This is a genomic window from Nocardia sp. NPDC006982, assembly GCF_042869435.1.
Lineage (GTDB): Bacteria > Actinomycetota > Actinomycetes > Mycobacteriales > Mycobacteriaceae > Nocardia.
This window is the reverse complement of the sequence record NZ_JBIAFV010000084.1, coordinates 1-1,643: the sequence shown is the minus strand read 5'-3', so window position 1 is coordinate 1,643 and position 1,643 is coordinate 1. Positions and strand designations below refer to the sequence as shown.

Sequence of the window (1,643 nt, the reverse complement as noted above, 5' to 3'; positions counted from 1 at the left end):
ATGTTTCGCCACACCATCCAACACCACGAACTGCGTCTATATCCGATCCGCCTGCGCGACAGATGGATCGACACGCGCCCGATCATCAAATTCCGGCCAGACCCACCCGCAACTGGCCATTGACACTGCCGATTGTCGAGATCACTGAGCGCTGCCGAGTCGATATATAGGAGCGGCCGGTTGTCCAGCCAATGCTGTAGGGGTAGTCGACCGAATACAACACTCAAATCGGCGCCGAGAGAAATTGTCAAATCTTGTGGATCGGTGAGTATCAGTTCAGAGCGTGTCCGAGTCACGCTGTCCGTTCTGGCATAGCCCGAGTAGTCGGTCGATGTCGGCGGCAAAGTGTGCGAGCTCCCGCGCCCCGAGAATCGGGCGACCCGCGGGTCCATCTCTTCGCGGACGATCGCAGAACCGGCGGCGACCATTCGTTTGCCCGCTGCGGTGAGTTCGAGCATCGACGACCTTCGGTCGGACGGGTTGTCGACCCGGCTTACCCAGCCGCTGCGCTCCAGGCGATCCGCCGACTTGCTGGCCCCGCCCACGCTGATGCCTAGGCCGTCCGCGACATCCTGCACCCGGCAGCCCGGATGCGTTGCGACAATCCGCATCGACAGTAGCGCGATCAGGATCAGGTCCTGCGCATCTGGCTCGCCAAACAGGCCGATTACCAGGCCAGCGGGTGGGCGGTCTCCAGGACCCCGCAGTGGCCGGTGCCTTGGAGGCGATGCACGGCCAGCCGAGCCACAGCTGGACGGTTGCCGAGCTCGCCGACCAGGCGGGACTGTCGCGGGCCACCTTCGCCCGCCGATTCGCAACTCTGATCGGCCAACCCGTCATTGCCTACCTCACTTGGCGGCGCATGACGCTTGCGGCTCGGAAGTTGCGCGAAACCGATATCCCGCTGGGGGGATCGCCCGCGATGCCGGGTACGCATCGGAATACGCATTCGCACACGCCTTCAAACACGAATTCGGTTGCGCACCCGGACAATTCCGCAGGAACCAGGCAGGAACATCGGACCGGCAGACCACCACCGCCGAGCTGCTGTCCCGTCGCGAAACCTCGCGACACGAAATGGCTCGCTCAACTGGAGCTCTATCCTGAGGCAGCAGTCGGGCGCCCGCCGGCTCACCGCCGCCGGCCATTGCCGATGCCGGAGGATGAGGCGGCCTTCTCGATCGGCCGGGGTTCAGCCTGTCTATGTTGGACGCGGCGTTCATCTCCAGCACACCGAACTCTGAGAGGAATGAACACCACACGAGTATCGGTCTAGTACTCCAGCCGCAGTTCGTGATGTTGTTGGGTAGCATGGGGTTTCGTGCTGGTTGATGAGGATTTGGTGGCGTGGTCGGCTGGGTTGGATGAGTTGTTCGGGCGGGTGGCGGGTAGGTTTTTGCGGGCGGAGCCTCGGTTGCGGGCGCGGGCGTATGTGCGGGGGTTGTTGGCGCCGTTGGCGGGTAAGAACGGGTGGACGTTGGCCGAGGTGGCCGGGGACGCGACGCCGGACGGGATGCAACGGCTGCTCAACGCGGCGACGTGGGATGTCGATGGGGTGCGCGACGACGTGCGCGCGTATGCGGTCGAGCATCTCGGGGACCCGGACGGCGTGTTGGTCGTCGACGAGACGGGATTCCTGAAGA

3 protein-coding genes are annotated in these 1,643 nt (G+C 64.0%); 2 read left to right on the top strand and 1 reads right to left on the bottom strand.

What is annotated here, in order from left to right; genetic code table 11:
• On the bottom strand, window positions 1–611 hold a 611-nt coding region (locus ACFYOW_RS49590; protein WP_387299169.1), incomplete at its 3' end, for a MarR family winged helix-turn-helix transcriptional regulator.
• A 116-nt stretch (window positions 612–727) separates the two neighbouring features.
• Here ACFYOW_RS49590 and ACFYOW_RS49585 point away from each other — a divergent pair.
• Together ACFYOW_RS49585 and ACFYOW_RS49580 are read left to right on the top strand one after the other, a co-directional pair.
• Window positions 728–1,276 (top strand): helix-turn-helix domain-containing protein, encoded by a 549-nt coding sequence (locus ACFYOW_RS49585; RefSeq protein WP_387299171.1) that lies wholly within the window; start codon window positions 728–730, stop codon window positions 1,274–1,276.
• A 48-nt stretch (window positions 1,277–1,324) separates the two neighbouring features.
• Window positions 1,325–1,643 (top strand): transposase (locus ACFYOW_RS49580; protein ID WP_387299167.1); only part of this gene is annotated, 319 nt, incomplete at its 3' end.